The sequence below is a fragment of the Actinomycetota bacterium genome, assembly GCA_040757835.1.
Taxonomy (GTDB): domain Bacteria; phylum Actinomycetota; class Geothermincolia; order Geothermincolales; family RBG-13-55-18; genus SURF-21.
Map to the genome: position 1 here is coordinate 43058 of JBFLWJ010000016.1, position 22847 is coordinate 65904.

The following is a 22847-nucleotide window of genomic DNA, read 5'->3' on the forward strand; positions in this document are numbered from 1 at the left end:
CCTACACCCCCTCCATGAGTTGTCCGGGGTTGAGCAAACCCTCGGGGTCCATTACCTTCTTGAGGTTGCGGATGAGGCGGATGTTCTCGGGGTCCATGCGCGAATAGACCTCCCCGGCCACCTCGCCGCGGGGGCGGCTGACGTGGGCTCCATCGTCGAGCAGAGCCCTGTAGGCACCGGTCCAGGTCCCGGCCAGCTCCGCATCGCCGGGTTCGTGGTAGATGTCGGTCTCGCAGTAGAAGGCGGCCCCGTAGTAAGAGGGGATGGCCACCTGCCCGACGGGACGGTCCCCCAGCAATGCGGCCGCTTTTTCGAAGAGCCCTGCCGCCTTGCCCGCGAAGGTGAAATAGTCGATGGTCTCCGTCCCGCCCCGGTAGTAGTCGCGCTCGCTCACGTACCAGGGCCACTCGAACTTGCCCTGCATGAGGGCGGCGAGCTCTCCGCCGTTAAGTCTGCCGCCGCAGCTCGCGGCCATCTCCCGGGTCTGGCGGTCCCACACCTCCACCAGCGAGGGGTGGTTGTCGAAGCCGAAGACGACACTCCAGGGCGGTAGCTCCCCCGCCAGGGCATCGGCCTCTTCCGGGCCGCCGGAGAGCAGCACCGAGAGGTAACGCCGGTCGGCGGCCACGCACTCGAAGACCTGGTCGTGGCGGCAGGCCAGCCGGGCGGCCGCGATGGCCGACTGCGCGTCATCGAAGGCGTACGTGGTGACCCGCCGCTCCTCCCAGCGCTTGTAGATCCAGGCCTTCATGGCGTAGGGCATGCCGAAGATGTCCTCGCTGGCATGGAAGAGGTTGGAGTACATGGGCCCCAGGTCCTCGCGGAACTCGGCGTGGCCGTCGGGGGTGTACTGGTCGGTACCGCTCATCCACAGCCGGCCGTCGGCGAGGATGGCGTGGAAGGTGGTGAACTGGTAGGGGCGGGTGGCGCCGTTGGCCAGGATGACGTCGCGGTCGATATAGGAGCGCACTACGGAGGAAGAGGTGGCCGAGGCCGGCATGAGCAACCGGAGGCCCAGCTTGTCCAGTTCCTCCTTGAGGCGCTCGAAGGTAACGCCGTACTCGATGAAGGCGAGGAGGTTGGCCTCGTCTATGCGCACGATATCGTCTATCCCGGTCAGGTCGATGAGGACTCCTCCCGACTTCGCCACCTCCGCGGCGAGGGTGCCGCGCCGGTGGGTGTAGATGGGCACGCCGTTCTCGTAGGCAGTCGCGGCCAGGCCGGCCAGCTCCAGACTGTCACGGGGCCGTGCCAGGGTAAGGTCGAACCCCGGCGGCGGTTTCTCGAAATAGGCCTTCAGGTCGGCCGCATCGGCGGTCAGCACGCCGGAACCGACGGCGTCCCGCAGCCTCTCCATCTGTCGCGTACTCATGCCACTACCTCCATTCCCCCTGACCCCCTTACTCATGCCTGCTCTTTCTATGCCAGCCGCCATAGGCCGCAAGGGCCCCGGCGGCGTCGATGGCGCGTTCAATAGAATCGTAGACGGGGACGCCCTTCTCCTCCATGGACAGGAACCAGCGCCTGCGGTCTTCCTCGGGCGCCCCCATGAAGCAGGCCAGGAAGGGTTTTTCGGGGTGTGCCGCCTTCGCCTCCGCCAGCATCCCCGCACCGTCGAACTCCGCCTCCGGCACCAGCGAAAAGACCACCAGGATGGCGTGCATGTCCTCCTGGGCACAGAAGGCATCGAGGATGACGCGGTAGGAGTCCTCCACCGAGCCCTGCAGGGTCCCCGACCAGATGTCCATGGGGTTGGCGAGCCGCGCCCAGCCGGGCAGTCCCGCGCGCAACCGCCGCATCGTGTCCTGCGCTGGCGGCGGCAGGCGCAGCCCCCGGCGCTGGCAGGCGTCAGCAGCCATCACGGTCCCCGCCCCGGTGATGGAGATCACCCCCAGGCCGGGGCCAGCGGGGGCGGGACAATAGGCCAGGGCCTTGGCGCTATCGAAGAGGCCGTCTATGCCTTCCACCGCCACCACCCCGGCCTGGGCCAGGGCCCCACGCAGCACGGCGTCCTCCCCGGCCAGGGAGCCGGTATGGCTGGCGGCCATGTCCATGCCCAGCCTCGTGCGCCCACCCTTGAGCAGGACGATGGGTTTGGAGCGCGAGACCCTGGCAGCGAGCTCGAGGAACTCCCTTCCCCTGGCGATGCCCTCGGAGTAGACGGCGATGACGCCGGTGCCTGAGTCCCCTTCCAGGTACTCCAGGACGTCCACCTCGTCGATGTCCGCCTTGTTGCCCAGGCAGGCCACCCTGGCGAGGCCGAAGTGCTGGGTCGAGCTCACCCACAGGGCATAGCCCCCGGCGAAGAGGCCGGTCTGGGCGATCACCGAAAGCGGGCCCGCCTTGATTGGTTGCAGGGTCATGAGGGAGGTGACGAAACCGGAACCGGTGCTGATGGTACCCACGCTGTTGGGGCCCATCATGCGCATGCCGCGCGCGCGCACCGTATCCTGGAGCCGGCGCTGCATCTCGGCGCCCTCGGGCCCCGCATCCGTATATCCGCCGGCACAGACGATGACGTTGCGCGTGCCCGCGGCGGCACAGTCCTCCACGAAACCGGGTATCAACTCGCGCGGCAATAGGGCGACGGCGGTCTCCACCTCCTGTCCCACCTCGCGCACGGAGGGGAAGGCGGGAAACCCCATGATCTCCCCGGCGTCGCGGTGGATGGCGAACACCCTGCCCGCGTACCCGAAGCGCTGCAGGTTGGCCAGGATCACATTGCCCAGCTTCATGGCCGAACTCGAGGCCCCAGCCACGGCCACGCTGGTAGGATTGAAGAACGGTTCCATCTCTGATGCCACGGACGTTCCCCCCAGACCGGACGTCTCAATGCATGCCGGGCCCTATGCACGCCGCAGCGGCCCCCTGTGACCCGGCCGCGCTCATCCGTATGTGTATCTCAAACGAAATAACGGAACGGCATCTTGGGCAGGTTGGTCGCAAGTTGTTTTGCGTAACGCCAGTCCGATGGTCCAGTCGTTGTCGCGAGATAAGCGGCCAGGACCGCCGCAAGGCCCGCCGCTACCAGCACCTTGGTCTTTATCCCCATGTTCATCATCGTTACACCCCTTACGCGTTGTCCCTGGTGACCAGGCCGCCGGTGATGATCCCCCCCGCGAGCACACCCGGGATGCCGCCTCCGGGGTGTGTCGAGGCCCCCGCCAGGTAGAGGTTCCTGATGGCCTTGGAACGGTTGGCGGGGCGGAAGACCGCCATGTGGGATATGTCGGTCTGGATGCCGTAAACCGCTCCGGCGGGATGCAGGAGCATGCGCTCCAGGTCCAGCGGCGTGGCCATGTCCCGGTAGACGATGTGCTTGGACAGGTCCGGTATGATGTTGCGTTCAATGGTGGCGATGGCCGCGTCTATATAGCGCTCCTTCAGTCTGTCCCAGTCATCTCCGGCGAGGTTATACGGTGCAAGGCCCATATGGGTAAGCACGTGCTTGCCCTCGGGCGCGAGGGAGGGATCGATCTTGGAGGCCCAGGAGACGAGGCCCATGATCTCCGGCTTGCCATCGACCTCGTAGAGCTTGCCCTTGAGGTAGTAGTCGCTCCAGTAATCGTTCATCACCTTGGGGCTGGTCAGGTTGAGGGTATGATGGGCGACCAGGGGGGGTTCGTAATCCACGCCCAGGTAGATCATGGGGCAGGGCATGGAGAGTTCCATGGACTTGATCCCCCTCCACACGTGCCAGGGAAGATGTTCCCTGCCGATCATGTCCATGTACATCTTCCTGGCGTTTATGGACCCTACGACGTTGCCGGCCGTTATCTCCGTGCCGTCCCACAGCTCTACTCCCTTCGCGGTGCGGTCCTCGACCATCACGCGCACCACGCGGGCATCGAACCTGGTCTCCCCGCCCAGGTCCTCGAAGGCCTGCTGTATCCCGGCCGGGATGCGGATCATGCCTCCGGGAGGGTAGTAGATGCCCTCGTGCTCCAGCAAGCCGATGATGGCGTAGAGGCCGGCGCAGAGGTCGGGCGGCATGCCGCCGTAAAAGGACTGGAAGGCCATGGAGGCCTGCACGTCCTCGTTCTTGAAGTACTTGGCCACCACCTTCTGGTGAGTGGTTACGAACATGGGCAGCACCTTGATCATCTGGGGATAGCGGATGACCAGCTTGACGGAGTCCAGGAAGCTCATGCAGGGCACGTAGAAGAAGCTGTCCACCAGCCCGCTGATGATGGGCGTGAACTTCTTGGCGAAATCCAGAAAGGCCTTGGCGTCCTGGGGTGCGAACCTGGCGATCACCTCCGCCGTGCCCTCCACCGAGGTGGGGTAATTGAAGCGCATGCCCCGGTTGATATCGCAGTAGTCATAGATGGGGTCGACTTCCACGAAGGGGATGTATTTCTCGCGTTCCAGGCCCAGGCGCTTGAAGAGTTCCTCGAAGGCGCCGGGCATCTCGACAACACTCGCTCCCACATCGAAGTTGAACCCTTCGACCTCGTAGGTCGAACAGCAACCGCCGATGCGGTCCGACTGCTCCAGCACGAGGGTCTTCATGCCCGCCTTCTGGCACAGGGCGGCAGTGGACAGGCCGCCGATCCCTCCGCCGATCACCACCACGTCATAGTCAGGCATGGTACCTCCCGTCTATTAGCTAGTGATTATGACCCGTGGATATTATCTTACTATCTACTTTTGATGTTGGCAAGGCCGCCGGCTCCTCCCGGAGTCTTTTCCGCAAGCGTCATACCCGCGTTATAAAATATGGTCGAGGCGATACGAAATGGAGTATTTGAGAGGCAGCGAAATCGAAATAAGACCGATGAGCAACCATGATATCGGCCTGTTGCTGCTCTGGATCAACGACGATTCCGTTTCTCCTTTCTGGTATGGGAGTCACAGAAGGATTGAGCGGGAAGAGCTTCTTCGCGATTGGGCGGACTACTTCGACGAAAGCGAACCGGATAAGGGCAGGTGTTTCATTATCGAAGATAGGTCAGGACCTGTCGGAACGATCTCCTATACCAACGATAGTCATGACCTGGATGGGCGGAAAGACCTTGCGTCACTGGATATCCTGATCGCAGGAGAAGAGAACCAGAACAGGGGCCTCGGGACTGCCGCCCTCAAGTTAATGACAACGGCTCTTCTTGAGGGGATGGGCTTCGAATCCGTGATAGCCAGCACTTACTCCTTCAACGGAAGGATGAGGCACTGTCTCGAGAAGCTGGGATTTATCGAGGAGGGATTCATCTGTGGGATTGACCGGACTAACGGAGAGTATCTAGAGTCTGTAGTCTACAGCCTTTCCAATAACGAACCGCGGTTTTCCTCGATCAGTTCGCAATAGAACTCGCTCAACAGGTTTTCCTCCGCGATGCAGAACTCCCGCATGAGCTCCCCGAGCAAGCGCGGACTTTCCTCTTCCAGATAGTCTTCATCCAGCAAGGCCTCGAGTTCGAGGAAGGTCCCGAGTCCGTCGACTTTGTCGAGATGTATGCGCACGTTTTGGAACAGATAGACGGTGCGTTCCTTTCTTACGACAGCTTTTGCCCCCGGGGCCGACGAGAGCAGTCCCCTGAGGAACGTAGAATCCGTGACCTCCAGGATATGGTAATCGCTGGATCGCGGTCGTGGTTCGTTGCGCCTTGTGTAGAAGATCAATTTGCCTGGAAGACCTTCGCCCGCGAACTCGCGGAGCTTGAGGCGGCCTGTGGGCACGATGAAATATAACCCTAGCGCAGGAGCTGGAGGGTGACCTCCGCGCCGGGCTCCAGGCGCCCGATATCCTCCGGCAGGATGGCCAGGGCGTTGCCCAGCACCATGGACTTTAAGATGCCGCTGCCCTGGGGGCCGGTGGCCCGCGCGTGGTAGGCGCCGTCGCGCCATTCCGCCACCACGCGGATGAACTCGGTCCTTCCCGTCTTGCGGCCCAGGGGCGAGTCGAGGACGGCGGTGACCTGGGGGCGGAAGAGCTCGCGGCATCCCATCATCTTGCGCAGGGCCGGGCGCACGAACTGCTCGAAGGAGACCATCACCGACACGGGGTTGCCGGGGAGACCGAAGAGGGGTTTGCCGTGAATATGGCCGAAGGCCTGGGGCTTGCCCGGCCGCATGGACACCTTCCAGAAGTTCATCTCGCCCAGCTTCGCGAGCACGTCCTTGACCATGTCGTAATCGCCGACGGAGACGCCCCCGCTGGTTATGAAGAGGTCGACACGCTCCAGGTTATCGAGGATGGTGCGCTCGAGCAGGGCCGCCTCGTCCCGGACCACGCCCAGGCGCAGCGGCTCCGCACCCGCCTCCCGCACCATGCCGTAGGTGGTGTAGCTGTTGGAGTCCCGGATCTTGCCGGGGGCGAGTTCCTCCTCCGGGCCCACCAGCTCGTCACCGGTGGAGATGATCCCGGCCACCGCGCGCCGGGTGCAGCGCGGGCGCGCGTAGCCCAGGCTGGCGAGCATGCCCAGCTCGGCGGGGCCGATGGCGGTGCCCGCCGCCATCACCGTCTCCCCCTCCCGCACATCCTCCCCCGCCCGGCGCACGTGGAATCCGGCGGGCAGGGCCTCCAGGATGAGGACGCGGTCGCCCTCAACTCGCGTAGCTTCCACGGGGACAACGGTGTCGGCCCCGCCGGGTAGTGGCGCCCCGGTCATGATGCGCAGGGCCTGTCTCTCTCCGACCGTAGTGTCAGCGGTGTAGCCGGCGGGGAGGTCCCCCAGGACTACCAGTTCGACCGGCTCGTCCCGGGAGGCGCCGGAGATGTCGGCCTCCCTCACCGCGTACCCGTCCATGGCGGAGTTGTCGAAGGGGGGGATGTGGTAAGGCGCCACGGCGTCCTGCGCCAGGTTCAGCCCCAGGGCCTCCAGGAGCGGCAGCTCGACCTCCTCCAGCCTGGTGATGGATCCCAGCACTTTTTCCCTCGCCTCGTCGACCGTCAACATCTCACGCAACCTCCACGTTCTCTCATTCCTCGCCCTGTTCCCGCGGGGCGGTCTCGCTCTGCTCCTCCGGCGGTACCCATGCCCCCATGTCCAGGAAAGACCGGCCGTCCTCGGAGAGCAGGTAGTCTATGAACTCCAGCGCCCCCTCCTGGTCGGCATCGGGATAGGTAACGGAACTCACCGCGGCCGCGCGGTAGACATCCGTAAGCTCCGCTCCCCCCTGCACCAGTATCTCCAGGTCGAGCTCGTCCGCCAGCCTGTAGTAAGTGCTGCGGTCGGCCAGGGTATAGGCCTGTTGCTGTGATGCCTCCCGCAAGGCCCCCTCGGTGCCGGCGTCCGTGGGCAGGAGCCAGTTTCCCGTCGTCCCGGCCTCGGAGACGCTCCAGAGGGTGCTCTCCCGGTCGGCGGTGCCTGAACCGTCAAAGCGCAGGATAAAGGTCTGGCCCGCCGCGGCGATCTTCGCGAAGGCGTCAACGGCGCTCTCCATGCCCCGGATACCGGCCGGGTCCCCCGGGGGACCGAGGACGACGTAGTCGCCCACCATCACGTCCTGCCCGCCCTCGAGAAAACCGAGCCGCTCCAGCTCCAGTCCTGCCTCGTAGATGTGGGTAAGGATGACGTCGCACTCCCCGTGCCGCGCCATGGCGAAAGCCTCCGCGTCGGGGACCACCACCAGTTCCATGCGCCGGCCCGACCTGTCCTGGAAGTCCTCCACCCAGGCCTGCAGGACGCCGCTTCCCTCCAGGTCGTTGGCGGCGGCGAACACCAGGGGGGCATCGTCGCCCCCACAACCGGTCACGAGAGCCGGCGCGATGAGGAGCGATGCGGCAACAAGCATCGCGAGTAAAGGAAAGGCCTTTCTCTTCATGGAGATTATTCTACACTACGCTGCGAGGTCGGTCGGGACAAATCCGTCTGCGCAACCACTTGCCCGAGAACTACCAGGTCGGTCGAAGCGGAACGGGTATAGCCGCGGTAGAAGTCAGGAGTACAGGTCCGGGTATTGTTTATAAGAACCAACACCCCGGGGCGTCGCGACGTCCGGGCGACCTCCATCTGCGCTGTCCCTTGCCCGGCGAGCAAGGTGCTCGGAGGAGCTTGCGACGACGACCAGCCTTGTCGCCGGGCCGGAAAAGCACTTGCATATCAGGTACATCGCTCTAAGCTAAACCTCTAGGCGTGCTTCTCACTACCGCATGCGCACCGGTTTCTTTTCCTGAAATAGAACCTCTGGAGGTAATAAACCGCCAGCCCCGCCGCGAATCCGTAGCCCATGTTGGTGAATACGGAGACGAGCACGGTGGTCGCCATGGGCGCAAGATCCTTCCTCCAGCGGATATTCCTGGCGAACTTCACCAACTCGAGACCGACCATCAAGAGCATGGCCCCGATGATACCGCTGGGAAAGGCGGCGAAGATCGCCGCGATGGAGGCGGCCAGGAACAATCCCATCCCGATCTCGATCGTGCCCTCGATGAGGTTCGTTCCGCCGGTGCGAGCGCCGAAGTAATACTGTCCCGCCAAACCTCCCGCGCCGTGGCACAGGGGCATGCCACCGAAGAACGGGAATACGAGGTTCATGACCGCCATGTTCAGAGAGAGTTGCCGAACCGTCACCTCGCGCTCAGGCCAGTACTCCTTGATCAGGGATGAGGTGGCGATGACCGCGTTAGTGGCGGTGAGGGGTATCTGTGCGAAACCGCCGGCGAGGAGCGCCAGCCACACCTCCTTCGCGGAAAAACTGGTGAGCCTCGGAAGGGTGAAGCTTGGTCCCGCTATATTCTGGAATTCCCCCTTGAATAGCATGATCAGCAGGCCCATTGCCACCAACACCAGAGCAGCGGGAGCGTAACGGTTGGTCCTCAGAACCAGTACGATGGCTACGGAAACCAGGCCGATCATCCACCCAGCGGCTCCCGCGTTGATCAGCTTGAAAGCCTCGATGGCGAGCAGGATCCCCAGCGATACCTGGATGCCCCTGATGACGGAGAGCGGCGTCACTCGCGCTATCCTCTTCATGATCCCGGCCGCCCCCAGGACAAGCCACACGATACCCATGGCAAAAGCGGAGGCATAGACCATGGAAGGAGACCAAGCGTGGGCTATGGCTACAATGGCCAGGACCTTCATGGGCTCGATGGGCATAGGCAGCCGGTAGATCAGCCCGGTGGCGATGTTGGCCAGACCCATCATCACCAGCAGCCCGGCGGGATCGAGGCCGCATACCGCGATGTATCCGATGGCCAGGGGGAGCAGGGTGCCGAAGTCGCCCATAGATCCGGCCAGCTCATGCAGGTTGAACTCGAAGGAACCGATCTTCAACGCCGTCCCTCCGTTAGCGTGTCAGCGGAGTGGAGACCGTCACCCGGCGGCCCGGGCAACGGACACCCTTACGCCCTGGGACCTATATAAGGCAAGACGTGGACGGCAGTCGCCTTGATCACCGCCGTCACCCTGCGTCCGCGCTCGATGCCCATCTCCTCCCGCGAGGCCAGGGTTATGTAGGCGACCAGCGGAAAGCCACAATCCAGGTCCACCTTCACCAGTGCTCCCAGGGCTTTCACGTCGACCACACGGGCGGGCAGGCGGTTGCGCGCGGACCCGGCATCGCCGGAATCCGCCAGCAGCACCACTTCCTCGGGATGTACCAGTACCCTGACCCGGGAGCCCGGCGGCTGCTCGCAAATGGCTTCTATCCTTGTCCCGCCGATATCCAGATCTGCCATGCCTTCCCGGCATGCCAGCACCTCTCCCTCCAGCAGGTTCTCCGCCCCCAGAAACTCGGCGACCTGTTCGCTGACCGGCCGCGCGAAGACCTCCGTGGGCTTTCCCACCTGTTGCAGCTTGCCGTCGAGCAGCACCGCCAGCCGGTCGGCTATCTCCAGCACCTCGTGGTAGTCGTGGGTCACGTAAACGGCGGTTACTCCCATCTCTTTCACCAGGCGCGATATGTCCGCGCGCAGCGATTTGCGGGCGGGGACGTCGAGGGAGGCCAGGGGTTCGTCCATGAACACCAGGCGAGGCTGCAGCACCAGCGCCCGTCCCAGGGTGACCTTCTGTGCCTCCCCGCCGGACAGGGTCATGGCGTCACGCCCGGCCAGGTCCTCGATTTCCAGCCTCTCCAGCATCTCCTGCACTTTCCTGTTCCTCTCCTCCTTCGGTATGCGGTGCATCTTGAGCCCGTACGCGATATTGGCCCGCACGGTGCGCTTGAAGAGCAGGGCTTCCTGGAAGATCATGGCCATCTGGCCCGAGAGCTCCTTCTTCTCCTGCCGGCTCATGGTGGACAGGCGGACGCCGTTCCAGAAGGTCAGCTCACCCGCGGTGGGCTTCTCCAACAGGTTCATTATGCGCAACAAGGTGCTCTTGCCGGAGCCGTTAGGCCCGATGACGGCGAGTATCTCCCTCTCGCCGAGCTCGAGGCTGTCAACGTCCAGGACCTGCCTTCCCTCGTAGGCGTGCTGCAGTCCCTCGACCCTGAGAAAGGCGCTCAAACTGCCTCCTCGTTGCGATGCCGGGACATCATGTTGCGCGCGATGCGCGCCGGGAAGCTGAGCAGGGTGCCCTGCTGGATCAGGGTCATCACCCATACCAGGAGGACGGTGATGGCCAGCAGGATTATCCCCAGGGCGATGGCCGAGGTGCTGTTGCCCTTGCTGACCTCGAGCACGGTCGCCGTGGTCAGGGTACGGGTGTAAGGCTCCCCGTTCACGAGCAGGTTGCCCCCCACCATCATGGCCGCTCCCACCTCGGAGATGATGCCGCCGAAACCCGCGATTACCGCGGCGACCAGGGAGAGGCGGTTCTCGCGAAGCAGGGTCATGGTGGAGCGTACCTCACCCGCCCCCAGCGACTTCGATTGCAGCCTCAGCTTGGGATTCACGTTCATCATGGCGGCCATGGTTATGCCCGCGATCAGGGGCATGGCCAGCACGATCTCGGCCAGGATGATAGCCCTGGGCGTATAAAGCCAGCCGAGGAAGCCAAGGGGTCCCCTCCGCTTCAGCAGCAGATAGACGAAGAGCCCTACCACCACCGGGGGCAGCCCCATGCCCGCGTTGACCAGGGTGACCATGAACTTTCGGCCGTGAAAGCGGTAGAGCGCCAGCACCGAGCCCAGGGGGATGCCGATGAGCATCCCGAAAAAGGTGGCAATGGCACATACGTACAGCGTGAAGAGGGTTATCTTCATCACGTAGGGGTCGAAACTGAAGATCAGTTTGATGGCCTCGACCAGGCCTTCCCAGATATCTCCCATGTTGATCGCCACCTCTCACCACGACCGCCACCGCCGGAACGTGGCCCCGGCGCCAGGCGCCGGGGCCTTGGGACCTATATCATATTAATCCAGATCAGAGAGCGTCGGGGAAGAACAGGGGCTCGCCGTACTCCTCCACGCCGAAGGTGTTGAGGAACTCCTGCGCCTCGGGCGAGATGCAGAAGTCGTTGAAGGCCTGGGCCCCCTCGAAATTCACGTCCGGCCATCTCTCCGGGTTCACGTTCATGACGTGGTAGTTGTTGAAGAGTATCGGGTCCCCCTCATTGAGGATCACCAGGTCCAGCTCGTCTTCCAGGCTCAGGAATGTTCCACGGTCGCTGAGGGTATAGGCGCCCTGCTCGCTGGCGATACGCAGGGTGTCTCCCATGCCCTTGCCGCTCTCCACGTACCACGTACCCGCCGGCGTGATGCCGGCCGCTTTCCAGATGGCCAGTTCCTTGGTGTGGGTGCCGGACTCGTCAGCCCTGGAGATGAACGCGGACTGCGAGTTCGCGATCTTGGTGAAAGCGTCCACCGCACTGGTGGCGCTCTTGACCCCCGCCGGATCGGAAGCCGGCCCCACGAGGATGAAGTCGTTGTGCATGACGGCGTTGCGGTCGACGGCTTCACCGGCCTCCACCATCTCCTCTTCCGCGGCCGGGCTGTGCACCAGCATGACGTCGCACTCGCCGTTCTTGCCCATCTCCATGGCCGCGCCGCTGCCCACGGCGATGACCTTCACCGTGTACGGGTTGTCCTCCTCGAACATGGGTACCCATGCGTCGAGCAGGCCGGAGTCCTGGGTGCTGGTGGTGGTGGCCAGGATGAGTTCGCTCCTCTCCACCGGCTCCGTCTTCTCCTCTTCCCCGCACCCCGCGATCATCGCGACCATGGCGATGGCCACCAGCAGCACGATGGTGAAAACCAACCATTTCTTACTCATAGCTGCATCTCCTTCTTCAATTGACCATTTCAACGACAAAGCCCACCGGGAGGCGGGCAACACGGTTCAGATACCGCCACCCCCTTTCCAAGCACGGGAGGCATGGGGGTTTCCCCCCATACCCTTTCGGCTCATATCCATAGCCCTTGTTTCACGCGGCCTTAGGAACGGAGCTCGGAGGTCCGATGCGTCTATACCTCGGTTGTCAATGTACCTGTCCGGTAGTGTTCAGCTTTCTCTAGAAACACCCCAGCGAGCACTTCACGATCTTCACGTCCAGGGCATTCGCGGCCTTCCCCACCTCTCCGGTGGGGACCTTTAGTTCCTCGGCCAGCTTGAGGGCCACCGCGCACGCGATGCGGCCCTCCTCGGCCCTGGCCTTCACGGCCTCCATAACCTTCTCGTCGATCTCGCCTGACATCAATTCACCTCCCACTCTGCCCGCGGCACGGGACAGCACTATCTCCCAGGCTCTCTCCCGGCCCAGCTCAAACACGACCACCATCTTTGCCCTGGGGCTCATCGCCTTGATCTTTTTCTCCAGAGCGAGGACTTCCGCGCCCGACAGCCGGCGTTCTCCATTGACCACGATGGTGTGGGCTTTCTCTATGGCCTTGAAGGCCGAGGGCTTGAAGTCCTCGAACCCGCTGCCCATGATGAACACCGCGAAGTCAGGCTCCAGGTGCTCGAGCACGCTGTTTCCCTCCACGATGACCAGCGAGGCCTGCGAACGGGAGAAGGCCTCCCTCAAGTCCGCGGCGAGCCCGTCCACGGTGGTGCGTATCCAGAACACGGGGGATGCCCCCGCCGCCAGCATCCTCGCGGTGTCGGCGCCGTTCCCGTCGGGTTCCTTTTCCTCGAGCACCGCCTCGCCGGGCGGGCGCTCCTCGTGCAACGTCACCTTCATGGCGGAGCAGTCCCGGCAATGGCTGACGAGATAAGCGACCAGGGAACTCTTGCCGATATCTTTGTTCGCACCGGAGATGGTGATTATCCGGGGGCGGTCGGCTCTCGAAAAAAGCCCGTCCCGAGAGGGCGGGCGTACCTCTTCCACCAATCCCCTCTCCTTTCCAAGCATGGGAGGCGCCGGCGTTTCCACCTGCACCCTGGCGGTCGAGTGCCCTAGCTGTCGCCTTAGGCGGCTCGACTCGGAGAGCTCGTTTCTTCTCTGCGGTTGCGGTGAAATTGTAACTCCCTGGCAGCGTTTGGTTCAAGGCGAAGGCCCAGAGGGTTGTCAAAGTCCGCACATGTGCCGAAAAGCGATATTGAGGAGTTCTATCGATGGATGGTCGAGGCAGGGAGCAGCCCGGCGGCCCGCCCGCGGCCCCTGCGATCTCATAGGAGAGATATGAACGAGAAAAAAGAGGGGGAAGGTCCAGGCGAGGAAGTGGAGGCGCTGCGCCTCCGCGTTAGCGAACTCGAGCGGTCAGAGAACGAGTTGCACCGCATCAAGAAGGCCCTCGAGAAAGGGATGGAGGCCTTGAACGTCGTGCTCGAGAACTCCAATGACATCCTGCTCATCCTGGGCCAGGACGGTGTGGTACAGTACGTGAGCCCCTCGGTGGAGAGGATAACCGGGTACAGCCGCGAGAAACTGACCGGGGCCAATGCTTTCGAGTACATCCATCCAGACGACTTCGACAAGTTTCTTATCTCCTTCACCGTGGGCGTGGTCACGCCCGGACGGGCCATCAGGATGGAGTTACGCTACCGCCATGCGGACGGTTCGTGGCGTAGCATCGAAGCGCAAGGCATCAACCTCACCGACAATCCCGCCGTATCAGGTATGGTCCTCACCGCCAGGGACATAAGCGACCGTAAAGCCGTCGAGCAGAAGCTGCAGCGCAGCGAGAGCTACTACCGTTCCCTCATCCGCAACGCCGCGGACATGATCTCCGTCCTCGACCGCGACTTCCGTTTCGTCTGGGGCAGCCCTTCGGCCGCCCGCATCACCGGCTATGGTTGGGAGGAAGTGTACGGCAAGTCCATGCTCAGCTTCCTTCATCCCGATGACGTGGAGGGTGCCCGAAAAGACCACGACTTCATCATGGGCAACCCGGGGAAAAGCCTCGCCGCGGAGAGGCGTTTCAGGCACGCGGACGGCACCTACCACTGGCACGAGGCCATCATCACCAACCTGCTGGAGGATCCCGCGGTGGGCGGCTTCATAGTAAACTCGCGCGACATCAACGAGCGTAAGCTGATGGAGGAGGAGCTGCGGGCCAGGAACCAGGAACTGGACTCCTTCGCCTCAACGGTCTCCCACGACCTGCGCACCCCCCTGGCCCTCATCGAGGGGTATGCACAGTTGATGCGCGCCGAGGGAAACTCGGTGGAAGAGACGGAAGCTTACCTGAAGAGCATCATCTCGGCGGCGAGGCGCATGGACGAGCTCACGGAGTCGTTGCTGGGATACGCGCAGGCGGGCCAGGCAGCGGGCACCGTGACCAGGGTCGAACCCCTGGACATCCTGAGCGACGTGCTCTTCGAGCACGAGAGCGAGATCGAGGACGGGGGCATAGAGATCGTCCTGGGAGAGGAATTCCCGGCCATAAGGGTGGACCAGTACAAGTTGCGCCAGGTCTTTACCAACCTGGTCAACAACGCAGTCAAATACCTCGCCGGGACGCGGTGCCCCCGTATAGAGGTGGGTTCCCGGGCGGCTGCGGGAGCGGTGGCCTTTTACGTGCGTGACAACGGCCCGGGCCTGGACCGGGAGGCCATGGAGGAGATATTCCAGCCCTTCAAGCGCTTCAGCACCGCCGGGACCCCGGGACTGGGCATAGGGCTCTCCACGGTGAAGAGAGCCGTTGAAGGTTGGGGGGGCAGGGTATGGGTGGAGTCCGAGCCCGGGAAGGGCGCCACCTTCTTCTTCACCGCGCCGGCGGGGTGAGTCAGACGGAGTGGATGGTGCGGGAGATGATCTCGTCCTTAGCCGCCTCGGGCAGGTCGTCGAAGTAGGCGCAGTAACCGGCCACCCTCACCACCAGTCCCGGGTACTTGCCGGGATGGCGTCTCGCGTCCTCCAGCACCTCCGGGTCGATGATGTTGAACTGCACCTGCATGCCGCCCTGGGCGAAATATGCCCGCATCAGCGCCGCCAGGTTTGCCGGACCCTCCTCCCCCGCGAGGTTGCGGGGATCGAAGCGCAGGTTGACGGCACAGCCGTTGGGCATGAGCCTGGAGTCGACCCTCGTCACCGAGTGCAGGAGGGCGGTGGGGCCGAGGCGGTCGCAGCCGTTGGCCGGGCTCAGGCTGGACGCCAGGGGCCTGCCGGCGTTCCTCCCGCTGGGCAGGGCCCCTACCCTGCGGCCGAAGGCGACGTGACAGGTGACGGAATAGAAGCCCGGCACGTATGGCCCGCCCCGGGTGTTGCGGTAAGCGGAGAGAGCGTCGTGGAAGATGTGCGCCACCAGGTCCGCATACGAGTCCACGGCGGGGTCGTCGTTGCCGTATTTCGCACAGCCCCGCAATTCCGCCTGCAGGCGTCCGTGGCCGGCGAAATCCGCCTCCAGGGCCGCGACGACCTCGTCCAGCCGGTATTTCCCCCGTGAGAACACCAGCTCTTCGAGGGCGTAGAGGGAATCCGCGACGTCGGCTATCCCGACTCCCTGGATGCCGCTGGAGTTGAACTTGGCGCCGCCCTCGGTGAGGTCTCGGCCGGACTCCAGGCACCCCTCGACGAGCATGGAAGAGAGCGGCGTGGGATTGAAGTCGCGGTTCCCCGTCTCGACCACGCGGAAGTCGCCGACCATCTTCTCCACCATGTGCTCAACCTGCGCCCGGAAGGCCCTGACCACGTCATCCATGTCCCGGAAAGTCGCGGGGTCAGCAGTCCTCGCCCCCACCCTGAAGCGCCCGCCGAAGCGCCGTCCCCTGTTCAGGGCCAGCTCCAGGCACATGGGCAGGTTGAACAGGCCGGCGTCGGTGGAGAAGAAGCTGTTGCCGGGGAGGGCGAGCTCGACACACCCCACCACGCCGTAGTTGCGGGCCTCCTCAACCGGATAACCGTGGTAGACCAGGGAAGCCACGGACGCCTCGTCGCCGAAGACGGCAGGCATGCCGTTGCCCTTACGGGCGACATCGGCCACGCGCAACAGGTACTCGTCGGGCGAACCCGCATGCACGCGTGCCTGGTAGTTGGGATCCCTCAAGCCGGCTTCCTCCATGACGTCGAGGAAGATGTAAGTAAGGTCGTTGGTGGCGTCGTCGCCCTGGCGGTCCATGCCGCCCACGATGGCCGCCTGCACCACCAGGTAGCCGCCGTGAAACTGGCTTATCCGCTCCGAGAGGAGGAAGACGTGCTCGGCGGCCTTGGCGGTGAAGGAGAGCAGGAGGTCCTTCGCCTCTTCACGCGTCAGGCGCCCCTCCGCCATGTCCTTTTCGTAGTAGGGATAGAGGTACTGGTCGATACGGCCGAACGAAACGGCGGAATTGAGGCTCTCCAGGTTCACCGCGAGATGGGTCAACCACATGGACTGCAGGGCTTCCTGCAGGCCCTCCGCGGGACGGGCCGGGACCTTGCGGCACACCGCGGCTATGTCCACGAGTTCGGCTCTACGGACGGCATTCTCCTCCGTCCGCGCCAGCCTCTCCGCCTCATCGGCCAGGCGCCCCGCGAAGACCAACAACCCTTCGCAGGCTGTACGCGCCGCCTCGTAGAGCGGTCCCTCCTTGCCGCGCATGAGTTCCAGGTAGCCCTCCACGCCCAGCTGGATCATCCTGTCGTAGCCGGGGAGGAAGTGGCCGATCCCCCCGGCCTCGTTGATGAGGTAGTAGGTGGGGCGCAGTTGCTCGCTCACGTAGCGCAGGAGGTGCAAGCGGTCCCTGAAGGCGCGCACGTTCATGTTGCGGAAGAGCCAGTAGGGTATCACCTTCAAGAGGAGCCTGAGCCGGTCGGACCAGGTGATGAGCAGTGGGGTGGTCTTCCGGCGCTCTATCCACAGCAGGTCCTCGCTCATGAAGACCCCCGCCAGCTCCGGCTGGGTGATGGCGGATATGCGGTACGAGCCCACGTTGCCGACGATGAGCTCATCCGCGTAGATACGCACGGACTTGTTCGCGAGTATGTACTTCAGTAGTTTCGCCTTGCGGACCGGCATGGGGTCGGTGGGATCATCGTGTTTCTTGAAGTAATCCGTGACCAGCAGCGCTCTTTCGGGGCAAAGGTGCACAGGCGAGCCCATGAGTTCGCCCTTGATGCGCCGGAAGCGCTCGCTCCTCCCAACCCGTTCATCTACCTCTAACATTTGCCTCTGATTATAGCAAACGTCCGATAGTATGCATCGCGAAAGTGACAGCGGCACCCGGAGGGTGACGCGGCGGTGCCAGGCCTAGCCGATTCCGATCGGCTAGGCCTGGCACGCATGCGAAGGGACGACAGCGTAACATAGGCGGTTCAACCGGCTGCATCGCGAAAGCGACAGCGGCACCATATTCAAGCCTTATCTGGGTGAGGTCGATTAGAGATAACGATACTGTCCTGGGCCTTTACAAAGAGGAGCCTCCTTGCGGTACGGAAGCAGAGAGTTCGAGAAAGCGTTGTATGACGCCTCCCGGAGGCTGCTCGTAAAGTCATCCCTCTCGGTCATAACCATACCCGTCGTCGTGCTCGCCCTCTTCTCCCTGACCATATTCGGGTTCACCGCCCACCAGTACCTGGTCTTCGTCTACGCCCTGGTGGCGGTGGTGATACCCCTCATCGCCGTCTTCGCCATCGCCTACCTGGCCAGGCAGCGCCGCCTCGTGCGCCGCCTCGATTCCTGGTACGTGACTGAAAGGGACCCGCACTCACAGTCCGACCGTGGACTCGCGGTGGGCCTGCAGAGGACCCTCTACAGGTCGAGCTACGAGCATGCCGCCATCAACTCCGCGGCCATCTTTCTCAGCATCACCCTCGGCGTCCTCGCCTTCGGCGGCATGGCCGATTTCACCCCCTACATGTCCGTCGCCTATATCTCGCTGGGAGTGGTGCTGGCAGTCACCGACTTCTTCGTCACCCTCTTCATCTCCCAGCGCGAGATGCGCCCCGTGCTCCGGATCTTCCTGGCTGATTGCGGCGGCTTCGGTTTTTATTCCGCGCCGGGGACCGTCTGGAAGCTGGGGGCCTTCTCGCTGCTCATCCTGGTGCTGGCGCTCGGTATCACCTGGATCGCTTCCTCCTACATCTCCAGCGACATGCTCAAGGAGGACCTGGAAGAGCGGGGCCGGGACAACGTGCGCCTGCTCTCCATCGAGCTGGATACCCTCCTGGACGAGGGCGCACCCCGGGAGGACCTCCAGGGGATCTCGTCCGAGCTGGCCTTGAGCGACGACGAGAGGCTCGCGGTCTACGACGAGAGGGGCAGGGAGGTCTTCTCTTTTTCGCGGGGCACGGTGGGCGATGACACCTGGGAGGAACTTACCGCCAGCATGGCGGGCACGGAAGATGCCGTCTTCAGCGGGTTCGAGCAGGTCGGCAACCGCGAATACCTCGTCACCGCGGCCCCCCTCGAGCTCAACGAAGGCTGGGTGCTGTTGCGCGTCGACCTGACCCAGATACCCTTTCACGCCCTGTGGAGCCTGACCCCGACCATGCTGCTGCTCCTGCTCCTGGGGGCGTGTGTCGCGATCTACCTCACCCTGCTCCTGTCCCATAATATCGCGGACCCCATAAAGCGCCTGGTCAAGACATCCCGCGTAGTGGCCACCGGGAACCTGGCCGTCGAGGTCCCCGTGGACTCCCTGGACGATTTCGGCGAGCTCTCGAGTTCCTATTCCGAGATGCTCTCCTCTCTCCGCCATATCAGCGGCGAGCTGCGGCAGACCTCCGGCGAGGTCAGCGAGGGCGCCGACAGCATCGTCGCCGTCTCCGAACAGATCATGGCGGCCATCGAGGAGTTGAACGCCCTGGTGCAGGACCTCTCGGGGCAGATAGAACACGAGGTGGAACAGATCAAGAACGTCGAGGAGATAATGGGCAGCGTGGCGGAGACGATATCCATGTCCCACGCCAAGGCCAGCCAGAGCTACGAGATCGGCCAGGACGCCGAGAGGCTGGTGATGGAGGGGAGGGAGTACGCGCACGACGCCGTGGAGAAGATCTCCGAGTTCAAGGACATCCTGGAGGAATCGATGGAGGCCGTGATATCTCTAGGGGAGAGTTCCCAGAAGATCGGCACCATCGTGGATATCATCACCCGAATCGCGGACCAGACCAACCTCCTGGCCCTGAACGCCGCTATCGAAGCGGCGAGGGTGCCAGAGTTCGGGAAGGGCTTCGCGGTGGTCGCGGACGAGGTCAAGAAACTGGCCCAGGAAGCGGCCGGTTCAGCGCAGCGTATCCACGAGCTGGTGAGGGCCATACAGGACGACGTGGAGACGGCGAAGGGCCTCATGGAGAAGGGGACCATGGGTATGTTCGTAGGCATGGAGACGGTGGAGCGCACCGACACCTCGCTCCTTTCCATCTCGGACGTGGTGAACCGCATGGCCAGGATGGTGGGGTCCATAGCCGAGGCCTCCTCGCGCGAACTCGACGAGAGCGAAAGGCTGGCGGATTCGCTGAACGCCATGAAGGACCAGGTCGAAGCCACCGCGCAGGCTTACGAAGAGATAGGGGCCTCCTCCGAGGAACAGACCGCGGTGACCACGGAGCTCACCGGTACGGCCGAGAGGCTCTCGGAGATCGCCAACAAGCTGCAGGAGATGGTAGCCAACTTCAAGATATCCTGAGATACGTCACTGCATGAAGGCCGTTTGCCCGCTCCAACCGTTGACAGGGCGTGGACCGCGTCTCCCTTAAGGCCCTCCGATGTTTCCCTCAGGCCGCGGAAAGTTCCAGGTAAGAAATACCTCCGTCCTGGTGGAGCGAAGCGAGGCCAAGGGCCTTGCCGCTGGCCGCCTCCGCGAGCCCCCATATCCTGCCCGCCATGACCGGCTCGTAGAACGGGTTGACGATCTCCAGGCTGTAGCCCTCGCCGCTTCCGCCCGCATCGCGCGGCAGGCCCCAACCCCACAGGGCAAGGCGCGCGAACTCCTCCTTCATGGAAAATCCTCCGCCCAGCGCCTGGTAGTAGTCCCGTGCATAGACCCGCGATATCTCGGCCAGGGTCCGTTCCACGTCCTCTCCCAGTTCCTCCACCAGCACGCGCATCACCGCCGCGATGCCGCGGGTGTTGTCGAAGATGAACCTGCGGCCGGAACGGCGTTCCGTTATCGATGCCTTCTCCACCTCCCAACTGAAGCAGCGGCCCAGCTCCAGGGGCACGGAGCATCGCGCGCAGAGCTCGTATTCCCGGTCTCCGTCCTCGGCCAGGGGCTCAGCCGCTTCCACCTCGGACGCGATGCGCCGCTCCAGCTCCGGTTCGCCCTCCCGCACCGCTACCGTGACCCTTCCATGCCGCGCGTCGCCCTCCCAGTTAACATCCCCCCTGCGGTTGACGACGGCCTCGAAGACCCCGGCCGCCTGGCCCTGGGCCATGGGCACACTGTAGACGCATTCCATATCCATGACGATGCCCTCGTCTTCCCGGTAAGAGATGATATTGACCTTGCCGAACCCAGGTACGGCGAAATTCGCGGCCATGATGCGGAAGAACTCTTCCGGTTCGGGGAGCGCCGCTCCCGACTTCTCGATGCTGCGCAGCAGGCCGCGGGTATAGTGTGCCGAGTCCTTGCGCTTTCCCTCGACCACCAGGCGGGTCACATCGTAACCGATGGTCTCGGAGAGGGAGATGAACAGGTGATCGAGTTCACCGACATCGTAGAATATGCCCCGCAGGTCCTGCTCGTACTTGCTCACGATGATCCCGCTGGGCTTCCAGTCGTTGGCCTTGCCTATGCCCCTCGGCATGCCGCAATCGCTGCAATACATCCCCGACCTCCCGTAAAATCCATGACAACCCCGAGTGGCGCACCCGAGGTCCAGGCCTCTGGGGGCGCTCGGACTTCCCCACCTTGCGCGCCGGCCGCATACTCTAAGTGCAGGCGTATATTCTTATATCGACGCACATATCTTTGACATTAATATGTATGGTAAGTAACTTCCGGGCCTCGCTGTTCAGGCGCCAACCGGCGGGCGCCGCCCCTGCCAGGGACGTGCCGCCTCGAGTTGAGCCGCCAACCTGAACAGAGTCGCTTCGTCGCCGAACCTGGCTATGAAATGCACCCCTATGGGCAGTCCGTCCGCGTTCCAGTACAGCGGCACGCTCATGGCGGGTAGCCCGGTGATGTTGCATATGGGGGTGAAGGGGACGAAGCTCGCCGCCCGGACGATGCCGTAGAGGGGGTTTTCAGGCGGCGACTCGAAGGTCCCGAGGGGAAGTGGCGGCTCGGCGAGGGTAGGTGTCAGGTAGAGGTCGTAGGCGTCCACCTGCCTGGCGATATCGCGCGTAACCCCCTGCAGGCCGCTCACTGCCTGCAGGTAACTGGAGGCGCTGACCCCTCGACCCATCTCGATCAGGGCCCAGGTGAGCGGCTCGAAATCATCCGCGGTGGGGGCCCGCCCGGTGAGCGCGGCCAGGGTGTCGGCCATCCATGCCTGCCCCGTCGACCACAGGGTCATGAACAACGGGGTCAACTCCTCCACGCTCACCCGCAGCGGCCTCTCTTCCACCTCGTGCCCCAGCTCGGAGCAGAGCATAGCCGCGTCCTCCACCGCCTTGACGCAGTCCTCGTGAGTTACCGCCCCCTCCGCCTCGCTGGTGAAGGCGATGCGCAACCGGCCGGGGTCCGCCCCGACCTCAGCCAGGAATGGACGCGCGGGCGGCGGCGCCCAGTATGGGTCGCCCAGGTCGGGGCCGGAGGTGGCGTCGAGAAGGGCGGCGCTGTCCCGCACCGAGCGGGTTACGGCATGCTCGACGATGAGCCCGTTCAGGGCATCTCCCAGCGCGGGGCCCATGGGATTGCGCGCCCGGGTGGGTTTGAGCCCGAAGATGCCGCAGCAAGAGGCGGGGATGCGGATGGACCCGCCGCCATCATTTGCATGGGCCATGGGCACCATGCCGGAAGCCACCGCCGCGGCCGAGCCGCCGCTGGACCCCCCCGTGGTCACGCCGGTGTTCCAGGGATTGCGGGAGGGGCCGAAGAGGTGTGGCTCGGTGGTGGGCAGGATACCGAACTCGGGGGAGTTGGTCTTGCCCAGGATGATCAGGCCGGCTTTCTTCTGCCGCACCACCAGTTCGCTGTCGAATCCGGGTACCAGGTCACGGGCGAAAGCCGAACCCCAGCACATGCGCACGCCGCTGCAGGAGGCCATGAGGTCCTTGAGCAGGAAGGGCACACCAGCGAAGGGGCCTGGAGGGATATCCCTCGAAGCCGCTTCTCGCGCCAGCTCGTACATGGGAGTAATGACCGCGTTGAGCTGGGGGTTCAGGCTCTCGATGCGTGCGATGGCCCCGTCCACCAGCTCGATGGGCTTGACCTGTCCGGAGCGTACCAGTTCAGCCAGGGCGGTGGCGTCGAGCCAGGCCGTATCCTCTGTTATTCCCATGATCCTCCCCCTTTCGTCAGGCACCCGAAACCGCTATACATACTCTAGTACCAATGATGCCGCGCCACAAACGGTGGCGCCCGCGTCCCGCCGCCCGGATAAAGGCCGTAAAAGGATAGTAGCCCCACCGGAGGGAATAATGATACGGAGGGCGCGCGCCTCGCGGCGGCGGCCATAGCGGCGGCTGGACCTTTGAAGAAGGAGCAAGCTTATGTTCTGCGAGAATTGCGGTAAAGAGATCCCGGACGACAGCGAATTTTGCGGTTTCTGTGGAGCCGG

18 protein-coding genes, 1 pseudogene and 2 riboswitches are annotated in these 22847 nt (G+C 63.7%); of the genes and pseudogenes, 4 read left to right on the forward strand and 15 right to left on the reverse strand.

The window, feature by feature from the left end:
* Window position 1: 1 nt before the first annotated feature.
* The 4 genes from AB1384_12180 to crtI all read right to left on the reverse strand — a co-directional run bounded on the left by AB1384_12180 (window position 2) and on the right by crtI (window position 4590).
* Window positions 2-1372: an FAD-binding oxidoreductase gene (locus tag AB1384_12180; GenBank protein MEW6555030.1), complete on the reverse strand. Its 1371-nt coding sequence runs from the start codon at window positions 1370-1372 to the stop codon at window positions 2-4.
* A gap of 28 nt (window positions 1373-1400) precedes the next feature.
* Window positions 1401-2804 carry a CoA-binding protein gene (locus AB1384_12185; protein MEW6555031.1) on the reverse strand — a complete coding sequence of 468 codons (1404 nt, stop codon included), beginning with the start codon at window positions 2802-2804 and terminating at the stop codon, window positions 1401-1403.
* A gap of 98 nt (window positions 2805-2902) precedes the next feature.
* Window positions 2903-3061: a hypothetical protein gene (locus tag AB1384_12190; protein ID MEW6555032.1), complete on the reverse strand. Its 159-nt coding sequence runs from the start codon at window positions 3059-3061 to the stop codon at window positions 2903-2905.
* A gap of 11 nt (window positions 3062-3072) precedes the next feature.
* Complete coding sequence (gene crtI, locus AB1384_12195; protein MEW6555033.1) at window positions 3073-4590, reverse strand: phytoene desaturase family protein; 1518 nt, start codon at window positions 4588-4590, stop codon at window positions 3073-3075.
* A 148-nt stretch (window positions 4591-4738) separates the two neighbouring features.
* On the opposite strand from crtI, the gene AB1384_12200 reads away from it, so the two are divergent.
* Entirely contained in the window at window positions 4739-5305 is a 567-nt protein-coding gene (locus tag AB1384_12200) for a GNAT family protein (GenBank protein ID MEW6555034.1), read from the forward strand.
* On the opposite strand, the gene AB1384_12205 is transcribed toward AB1384_12200, so the two are convergent.
* The 8 genes from AB1384_12205 to AB1384_12240 form a co-directional block, all read right to left on the reverse strand.
* Complete coding sequence (locus AB1384_12205) at window positions 5254-5676, reverse strand: class IV adenylate cyclase (GenBank protein MEW6555035.1); 423 nt, start codon at window positions 5674-5676, stop codon at window positions 5254-5256. The two genes, AB1384_12200 and AB1384_12205, sit on opposite strands and share 52 nt — an antisense overlap.
* Before the next feature lie 14 nt (window positions 5677-5690).
* Complete coding sequence (glp, locus tag AB1384_12210; GenBank protein ID MEW6555036.1) at window positions 5691-6896, reverse strand: gephyrin-like molybdotransferase Glp; 1206 nt, start codon at window positions 6894-6896, stop codon at window positions 5691-5693.
* 22 nt (window positions 6897-6918) lie between these two features.
* The gene (locus tag AB1384_12215) at window positions 6919-7764 is read right to left on the reverse strand and encodes a substrate-binding domain-containing protein (GenBank protein MEW6555037.1); all 846 of its coding nucleotides are present in this window, start codon (window positions 7762-7764) and stop codon (window positions 6919-6921) included.
* Between the two features lie 305 nt (window positions 7765-8069).
* On the reverse strand, window positions 8070-9218 hold the full coding sequence (locus tag AB1384_12220) for a putative sulfate/molybdate transporter (protein ID MEW6555038.1): 1149 nt from the start codon (window positions 9216-9218) through the stop codon (window positions 8070-8072).
* Between the two features lie 68 nt (window positions 9219-9286).
* Window positions 9287-10390 carry an ABC transporter ATP-binding protein gene (locus AB1384_12225; protein ID MEW6555039.1) on the reverse strand — a complete coding sequence of 368 codons (1104 nt, stop codon included), beginning with the start codon at window positions 10388-10390 and terminating at the stop codon, window positions 9287-9289.
* Window positions 10387-11154, reverse strand: coding sequence for an ABC transporter permease (locus tag AB1384_12230; protein MEW6555040.1), 768 nt, complete (start codon window positions 11152-11154; stop codon window positions 10387-10389). Before AB1384_12230 ends, AB1384_12225 begins: the two co-directional genes overlap by 4 nt.
* Window positions 11155-11248: 94 nt before the next feature.
* Window positions 11249-12097 (reverse strand): substrate-binding domain-containing protein, encoded by an 849-nt coding sequence (locus AB1384_12235; GenBank protein MEW6555041.1) that lies wholly within the window; start codon window positions 12095-12097, stop codon window positions 11249-11251.
* Window positions 12098-12161: 64 nt separating this feature from the next.
* Window positions 12162-12290: riboswitch (molybdenum cofactor riboswitch) on the reverse strand.
* Between the two features lie 45 nt (window positions 12291-12335).
* Window positions 12336-13151 carry a hypothetical protein gene (locus AB1384_12240; GenBank protein MEW6555042.1) on the reverse strand — a complete coding sequence of 272 codons (816 nt, stop codon included), beginning with the start codon at window positions 13149-13151 and terminating at the stop codon, window positions 12336-12338.
* Window positions 13145-13263: riboswitch (molybdenum cofactor riboswitch) on the reverse strand. It overlaps the preceding gene by 7 nt.
* 182 nt (window positions 13264-13445) lie before the next feature.
* On the opposite strand from AB1384_12240, the gene AB1384_12245 reads away from it, so the two are divergent.
* Window positions 13446-14990 carry a PAS domain-containing sensor histidine kinase gene (locus tag AB1384_12245; protein MEW6555043.1) on the forward strand — a complete coding sequence of 515 codons (1545 nt, stop codon included), beginning with the start codon at window positions 13446-13448 and terminating at the stop codon, window positions 14988-14990.
* 1 nt (window position 14991) lies between these two features.
* On the opposite strand, the gene AB1384_12250 is transcribed toward AB1384_12245, so the two are convergent.
* Window positions 14992-17346: a pyruvate formate lyase family protein gene (locus tag AB1384_12250; GenBank protein ID MEW6555044.1), complete on the reverse strand. Its 2355-nt coding sequence runs from the start codon at window positions 17344-17346 to the stop codon at window positions 14992-14994.
* Window positions 17347-17605: 259 nt separating this feature from the next.
* Between AB1384_12250 and AB1384_12255 the strand changes: the two genes are divergently transcribed.
* Window positions 17606-19810, forward strand: a complete 2205-nt coding sequence (locus tag AB1384_12255) for a methyl-accepting chemotaxis protein (GenBank protein MEW6555045.1) — start codon at window positions 17606-17608, stop codon at window positions 19808-19810.
* 88 nt (window positions 19811-19898) lie between these two features.
* Here AB1384_12255 and AB1384_12260 read toward each other — a convergent pair whose 3' ends face one another.
* Both AB1384_12260 and AB1384_12265 read right to left on the reverse strand, forming a co-directional pair.
* Window positions 19899-20951, reverse strand: coding sequence for a hypothetical protein (locus AB1384_12260; GenBank protein ID MEW6555046.1), 1053 nt, complete (start codon window positions 20949-20951; stop codon window positions 19899-19901).
* A gap of 186 nt (window positions 20952-21137) precedes the next feature.
* Window positions 21138-22568, reverse strand: a complete 1431-nt coding sequence (locus AB1384_12265) for an amidase (protein ID MEW6555047.1) — start codon at window positions 22566-22568, stop codon at window positions 21138-21140.
* Window positions 22569-22779: 211 nt separating this feature from the next.
* On the opposite strand from AB1384_12265, the pseudogene AB1384_12270 reads away from it, so the two are divergent.
* Window positions 22780-22842, forward strand: a pseudogene (locus AB1384_12270) (zinc-ribbon domain-containing protein).
* Window positions 22843-22847: the final 5 nt, after the last annotated feature.